The sequence below is a fragment of the uncultured Brachyspira sp. genome (assembly GCF_949287625.1).
Classification (GTDB): Bacteria; Spirochaetota; Brachyspiria; order Brachyspirales; family Brachyspiraceae; genus Brachyspira.
In genome coordinates this window covers 1-7976 of record NZ_CASEGO010000123.1, presented here as the reverse complement: position 1 = coordinate 7976, position 7976 = coordinate 1, and the positions used below count along the sequence as shown (strand labels likewise).

5 protein-coding genes are annotated in these 7976 nt (G+C 27.1%); 1 reads left to right on the top strand and 4 read right to left on the bottom strand.

Annotated features, from left to right (window positions below):
* The first annotated feature begins 371 nt into the window (after positions 1–371).
* On the top strand, positions 372–494 hold the full coding sequence (locus tag Q1X91_RS13930; protein WP_300758888.1) for an RbsD/FucU domain-containing protein: 123 nt from the start codon (positions 372–374) through the stop codon (positions 492–494).
* 79 nt (positions 495–573) lie between these two features.
* Here the strand turns inward: Q1X91_RS13930 and Q1X91_RS13925 are convergent, their stop codons facing one another.
* From Q1X91_RS13925 to Q1X91_RS13910, 4 genes are all read right to left on the bottom strand, one after another.
* Complete coding sequence (locus Q1X91_RS13925; RefSeq protein ID WP_300758885.1) at positions 574–2193, bottom strand: gamma-glutamyltransferase family protein; 1620 nt, start codon at positions 2191–2193, stop codon at positions 574–576.
* A 45-nt stretch (positions 2194–2238) separates the two neighbouring features.
* A complete protein-coding gene (gene obgE / locus Q1X91_RS13920; RefSeq protein ID WP_300758882.1) occupies positions 2239–4281 on the bottom strand; it encodes a GTPase ObgE in 2043 nt (680 codons plus the stop codon).
* A 145-nt stretch (positions 4282–4426) separates the two neighbouring features.
* Positions 4427–6517: a tetratricopeptide repeat protein gene (locus Q1X91_RS13915; protein ID WP_300758879.1), complete on the bottom strand. Its 2091-nt coding sequence runs from the start codon at positions 6515–6517 to the stop codon at positions 4427–4429.
* Positions 6518–6611: 94 nt separating this feature from the next.
* Entirely contained in the window at positions 6612–7775 is a 1164-nt protein-coding gene (locus tag Q1X91_RS13910; protein WP_300758878.1) for a hypothetical protein, read from the bottom strand.
* Positions 7776–7976: the final 201 nt, after the last annotated feature.

Below are 7976 nucleotides of genomic sequence, written 5' to 3'. Positions count from 1 at the left end.
ACTATCAATAGCATTAGCAGAGAATTTTCATCTGTTTGAAAATTGACAAACTATATTTGTTTAGGTATATACTAAAAATTTTTAAGTTTGTCAACCGAGAGCTCTCCCTCATCTTCGTTCGGGACGTTTCGCATGCACCTTCCCGCACAGTATTGTTTATTCTTATCAAATGTCAACGATACGTGCAGCTGATTACATATTATTATACCAAATAAATAATTTACTATACATCTAAAACATATTTTGTTGATTGATAAAAATATATTATATTATAAATAAATTATAATTACATTTATAAACAATTAAAATTTGACAAACTATAGTTGTTTAGGTATATAATAGCAAAACATTAAAAATTAAACTACGAATATTTGGAAAGATTTGCATATTATGACAGATGCAAAAATGTTTATGCTATTGTTGCTATAAGCGAACTTGAAATATATGCAAATATTATACTCAAAAAAGGTGTAATTTTCCCAGATAAGAAATAATGTCCCTAAAATATAAAATCTTTTAGCAAGTCTTTAATTTATTTAAAGGCTTGTTATTTTTTTACTTTTTAGATTTAATCTAGCAAACAGATATAGCCGAATCAGTCCTTCCATCACAGCCTGCAAAATAAACATCATTATCATTTTTTAATATAATCTGTCCGCGTCCGAAATATCCGAAGTATGTGATATAATCTTTCTTTGTTATATTATGTCCAAGTGATGAAAGTTCTTTATAGATATAATTATCAAAATTATATTCTAATTCTATATTTTTATCACCAACCCACTGCCATCTGGGTTTATCCAATGCCGCCTGAGGATTTAAATCATAATCTATCAAATTACTTATAACCTGAACATGTCCCTGAGGCTGCATAAAAGCTCCCATTACACCCAATGCCCCATAAGGTTTTGAATCTTTGCATATAAAGGCTGGTATTATAGTATGATAAGGCTTTTTATGAGATGCTATAAAGTTATCTGAATTAGGATCTAATGAAAAGTTAGCACCTCTGTTTTGCAAAGCTATGCCAGTTTCTGGAATTACTATACCAGAACCGAAAGCTGTATAATTACTTTGTATATATGAAACCATATTGCCGTAACTGTCAGAAGAAGCTAAATAAACTGTATCGCCTGATGAGAATATATGATTTATAGGTTCTAATGCTTTATTTTTATTTATAAGTGAAGCTCTTTTTTTGGCATAGTCTTTTGAAAGCATTTCTTCAATAGAGGTTTGCATATAGTTAATATCTGCTACATATTTTTTTGTGTCTGTAAAAACTAATTTTAAAGCCTCTATTTGATAATGTATTTTTTCTAATTCGCTTAAATTATTAAAATCAAAATTTGACAATATATTTAAAGTCATAAGAACAGTAATACCATGTCCGTTTGGAGGAATTTCATAAATATCATATCCTCTATAATTAGTAGTTATAGGAATAACAAACTCTGGATAATATTCATTCAAATCCTCTTTAGATAAATATCCTCCGTATTTTTTCATGAATGCATCTATTTTTTCAGTATATTCTCCTCTGTAAATACACTCTGAATCTGTTTTTCCTATATCATATAAAGTTTTAGCATGATATGGAAGTTTTACTATTTCACCAAGTTCAGGAGTTTTTCCATTAAAAGTAAAAGTATCAAACCAATATTTAAACTCTTCTTTTTTTAGATTATCAGAAGCATTCAAATACATATTATAAGCCTCTTTCCAATCAAGAGCTGCTTGAGGCTCAATAGCATATCCTTCTTTTGCATATCTAATAGCAGGCTCAAGCACATCAATAAGTTTTAATTTACCGAATTTTTTTATAAGAGCTGCCCAAGTTGATGGAATGCCTCCAACAGTTACTGGAAGAACTCCGTATAAAGGCATTTTATCAAAATTATATGAAAGTATTTTATCAACATTCAAATTCTTCGGAGAAAATCCGCTTCCATTAATAGCGTACATTTTATTTTCAAAATTTATTATTGCAAAAGCATCTCCTCCAAGTCCGTTTGAAGTAGGTTCAACAACAGTAAGTGCAGCAGCAGCAGCTATTGCCGCATCTACTGCATTACCGCCTTTTTTTATAATCTCTATTCCAGCCTCAGAAGCTAGTACATTGCTTGTTGAAACTATATTCTTTCCAAAAACTACATTACGCTTAGATGTATAAGTATTATCATAAAAGTTCATAATAAAATCCGTATTTTTTAATTAATAGTATTTTATAAAATTATATCAAATATTAACAGCATAAGAAACTACACCATTAACTATCTCCTCTCTTACCTTTCCGCTTTCTGTTAATTTTTTTAATAATTCGCTTACCCTCTTTTCATCTTCATTAAAACTTACTGCTATCATGTGAACCGTATCAGGCTGTCTTATTAAAAAATTTATTATATCTTCCTCTGTAACTTTTTTAGTATTTCCCTTAGCATTGTCAGATACACTAGGAACATCTATTTCAATATCGCAGTTGGCATTAAAATATTTTTTTACTTTTTCTAACTCTTCATCGTTCAATGCCTTAGCTTTTTCATTAGCAGTTCTTCTAGTAGCTGTAACAAGCTGAACTTTATCTGGTTTTATTTTATTTACTATTTTTATTATATCATCAAGCTCTTCTTTACTGTCATTAATACCTTTAAGTAAAAATACCTCAAGCCAATACTCTCCTTTAAAAACTCTTCTAAACTCTATTAGTCCGCTAACCATTTTATCAAAATCAATTTCTTTATTAGGCTGATCTATTATCTTAAAAGTATCAATATTTCCAGCATCAAGCGAAGGTATTACCAAATCAGCCATAAGCAAATCAGAACGCATTTCCTGTTTATAAAGCAAAGAACCATTTGTTATAATACATACTGGAATATCAGTTATCTGTTTTATTTCATAAATAAGTTTTTTTAAATCTTTATATAAAGTAGGCTCTCCAGAACCTGCAAATGTTATATAATCAATATTTTTATTATTAAGCAAAGCCTCTTTTAATTCGTAAATTATCTCATCTACAGAATAATAATTGGCAAGAGATGTTCTAGTATTTTCTTCTGAACCTAATTGACAGTATATACAGTTATAGCTGCAGGTTTTATGAGGTATAACATCTATTCCCAAAGAATTGCCTAGTCTCTTTGACATAACAGGTCCGAATACTCTTTTTGTTTTAAGTTTTGATTTATCTTTATTCTGATTAAGAAGCAAAGGCTCTTTTGTTTGTTTGGCTGTATTATCGTATCTCTCTTCATTAGCTTTATAAAATGCATTTATTACCTTATCAAGCATATCACCTTCTAAACTAAATACTGACAAAGCAAATATTTCTGGCTCTTCATAATGAGTTTCTTTATTATTTTTATACTCTTTTTTTACGGTTTTCTCTATAGCTTTTACTTTTTCTTTTATCTCATCTTTTTCAAGCATATCTGTTTTATTTAGTACTATAATAGACTTTTTCTTTATTAATTCTTTACTGTACTGTTTTAATTCATTTCTTAATTTTTTATAAGTATCTGCTACATCTTCATCAGTTAAATCTATAACAAAACATAAAGCCCCAGTCCTCTCAATATGCCTTAAAAAAGTAAGACCAAGTCCAGCCCCTTCGCTTGCTCCTTCAATAATACCCGGTATATCAGCAATAACAAAACTTCTTTCATAATCTAAATAGCACACCCCAAGATTAGGAGTTAATGTAGTAAAAGGATATGATGCAATTTTAGGATTGGCTCTTGTAAGTCTAGCAAGCAAACTAGATTTACCAGCATTAGGCATACCCACAAGACCAATATCAGCTATTAATTTCACTTCAAGCCTTATATTAAGTTTTTCACCGTCCAAACCATGCTGTGCATAATCAGGGGCTTGATTTGTAGCAGTAGCATAAAATTTATTTCCTTTACCGCCTTTTCCGCCTCTTGCTACAGTATAGCTTTCTCCGTCTTCAAGTAAATCGGCTAATATATTATTTGTATCTTCATCATAGATAACCGTTCCTATAGGCACTCTTATAACTACATCGTCGCCTTTTTTACCATCGCTTAATCTTGCTCTTCCGGGCTCTCCGTCTCTTGCTCTGAATCTTTTTCTGCTTTTTATCTTTCCGAAACTGTTTATTCTGGCATCAACTCTTACTATAACATCTCCCCCGTCTCCTCCATTGCCTCCGTCTGGACCTCCCATAGGTACATGTGCCTCACGTCTAAAACTTACACTGCCTGCTCCTCCATGTCCTGCCTCTATTTCAAAGTTTACTACATCTATAAATTGATCCATTTTACTATTTCCTTTACTATTATTTATTATCATTTTAATAAAAATAAATATTATAAAGTATTACTCATTAAAAAATTAATAAGTAATACTTTAATATAGTTTATAATTATACTAATATAAATAATAATTGTCAAAATATTTTGTATCAATCATTCAAGTTTTTTAAATAATCTGCTGCCTCATCATTATAAGGGTTAATCTCTAAAATTTTTCTATAGCATTCTTCAGCATTTTCTTTATCATCAATTTTTAAATATAATTCAGCAATATCTTTTAGAATATCGCATCTGTATGGACGATCTTCAAAATATTTTTTATTAATATCTATAACCTTTTGATAATATTCTTTTGCCAAGTCTTTTTCATTCATACCATCATAAACTTCAGCAATAGAAACATAATACTCTTCACGATTAGGATCTAATGAAATGGCATGTTTATAAGATTTTAATGCCTTATTTTTATTGCCTATTTTTATATATAAATCAGCTATCTCTTTTGAATAAAAACCTTTAAGATCTTCTCTCTCCCATCTGTTTTCTCTTCTGTACATACGACTAGCACTTTTTATTTCAACTTTTATAGCTTTTTTATATGCTTCAATAGCTTTGTTTTTATTACCTATAGAATTATATAAATCTCCTATAATCTCTAAAGTCCAACAACTTTTATCTTTTTTATTTTCATAAATCTCTATTGCTTTTTTATAATATTCTTCTGCATTTTCCTTTTCTCCTAAACTCTCATAAATTTCTGCAATATATTTAAAATTATATCCATCATTTTTATTATAATCTAAATTGACATATTTTTTATAATATTCAATAGCCTTATATTTTTCGCCTATATGCATATATAAATCAGATAATTTTTTATAATCATTATTATTAGTATAATAATTAATAGAATCATCAATAAGTAAATTTCTTTTCTCATGTTTTGAAAGTTTATCATACAAATCCAATAATTTTATTATATTACTGTAAGTATTTTCTTCATACATCTCCAAAGCCTTATCATAATTTTTAATTTTTTTATAAATATCAGCTAAACGGCAATAATCATAATTGTCAAAATGATTAATTTCTATAAGTTTATTATACATTTCAATAGCTTTATCATATCTGTAAATATTTTCATATAAATGAGCCAAAGTTTCATAAACTTGATAGTTAATATTATCAGTATTATTTAGTAAATATTTCTCAAGTACATTAGCTCCTTTATCACATATATTCAAATCATAAGAATATATAGTTTCTAATCCGTCATAATATTCAAAATTATTAGGCTCTTCTTCTATAAGCTGATTAAATGCTTCTATTAAATATTTATAGTCTTCAATCTCTTTCTTATATAAATATCTTATCCAACGCCATTCATGTTTTTTAATATATTCTTTATATGCATCAATACCTTTCTGATACTCTCCTAAAGACATATAAGATTTAGCTAATGCATTTATTGCACTGGTATTTTCTATATAATCACAAGAAGGATGAATTTCTAATACCTTCTCATAATTTTCTATAGCCTTATCATATTCTTTTTTCTCAAAATATGATAATCCTAAATACATAAAATCGCTTTGATCATGACGAGGAAGTTTTATTATTTCTTTAAACACTTCTATTGCTTTATCATATTTACCCAATTTAAAATATGATTCTCCTATCACAGTAAGATAATATTCCATATAATTACCATCATCAACAACATAGCTTTTATTTAACTTAACTGCTTTTTCAGCATACTCTATTGCCGCATAATAATTTTCATTTTCCCGATTAATATATCCTAAAAGATGCCAATATGCTGAATCATTTTCATTTAATTCTATAGCTTTTTTAATAAGTTTTAATGCGTCATTATATTTTTCATTTCCTATAAAATTATATAGATAATTGACTGCTGTATAGTATAATGTTTTATCATCATTAGGGTTTATTAACAAAACTTTTTTAAATAGCTTTTCTGCTTTTTTATTATCTCTATTAGAATAATATGCTCTTCCTAATAAAGTTAAAGCTTTTGTATTATTTTTATCTTTTTTAATATACTCTTTTAATACTTCTATAACTTTATCAATTATATTTTCATTATTATTCTCATCATTATTTTGATAATCTTCATCATTTTCTTCATTATCTGATTGATTATCAAATTCATCAGGTTCATAAGAACACTCTTTGTTTATTATATTTTCGATTTCTTCTAAAGTATATGATTTTTTCATAGTGTAGCTCCTATATTTTTATTATTTTTAATTATATAGAGGTACAAAAAACGGCCTCACGGTAGGTTTTTAAATAATAAATCAGTATAAATAATTACAGCTTATATAAAAATCTCTTATCACCTTTGAAATATCTTTCTATAAGTTTATCCCTGTCTAAATATCTTGTATAATTCATAATGTACCTTAAAGCCAAATCAATATACTCTTTGGAATTATCTTTGTAATTTTCTTTGATATATTCTTTTAATACATAAATGGCTTTATTAGGAGCAAATCTATGATTAGGACTATAACCCAAAATATAATCATATAATAGTCTGTCGCATTTCTCTTTTATATCATCATTTATAGAATTATTGACTTCTTCTCTATCTTTCATCAGCTTTTTATAAAAATGCTCAAATAATTCATTGTACCCTGTTATAAAAAATGGAAATGAAAATAAATCTCTATTTTCAAAATAATAATCTATATCTTCTTCATCATATATAATATAACTTTTCATACAGTCATCTTTATCTGTGATATTGTATTTATCTAATTCTCTTTGGTATTCTTCTTCCCAATGTTTGCTGCATCTTTCATCAAAATACTTCATTGCTTCATTCTTATTTTCACTTCCCCATTCGCTAAACCAAGTTCTTGAATCAGCTTCACCACTTTCAAAAAACTCATCAACCAATTCTTTAGTTTCAAAATATATAACTCCATTCTTTCTATACTTTTCAGAAATCATTTCTTTTTTATCTTTTTTATTTTCTTTATAATCTTCTTCATCTTCTTTTTCTATAAAATCTCTGTACTCGCCGTCATCATATTCATAATGCCAAGAAGGAATTAATAGTTCATACATTCCATCATCTTCTACATACACATGCAATTCTGAAAACTCATCATCTAGTATAGGAAATTTATCATTATGATACTTCTCATAAATATCTGGAAATTTATCCTTTTCTAATAAACATTTATAATCCCAGCCCAATAAGTCTTTTTGTGTTTCTGGGTCTGGATGCACAAACTGTTCAAAGTTAATCCTTATTAAATATTTTTCTAATACTCTTATAAAAGTATATACTGAACAATTATGATGATCATTTATTATGAGTTTATCTTCTTCTTTTATTTCTATATTATTTTTCTCTATAAGTTTATCAAGTTCTTCTAAAAAATAATTTAATGAATGTTTGCTATAATAGTAATCGTTTTTATCTTGTATAATATATTTTTTATTTTGTCTGTTTAATTCTTCCATAAGATTATATCCTTTTAATATTTATTTTTAACTTAATTATAATTTATGGACATGACAAATTTTGACGCTTTTTTTGAATATAAATTAAATATATTTTTTTATCACTTTTTTAGAAAAATGAAATAATTATAAAATGTATAAAATATTACAAAATCACTGCGATGTAGCTTGGCATGATGGAGAATATGTATATTATTTCGG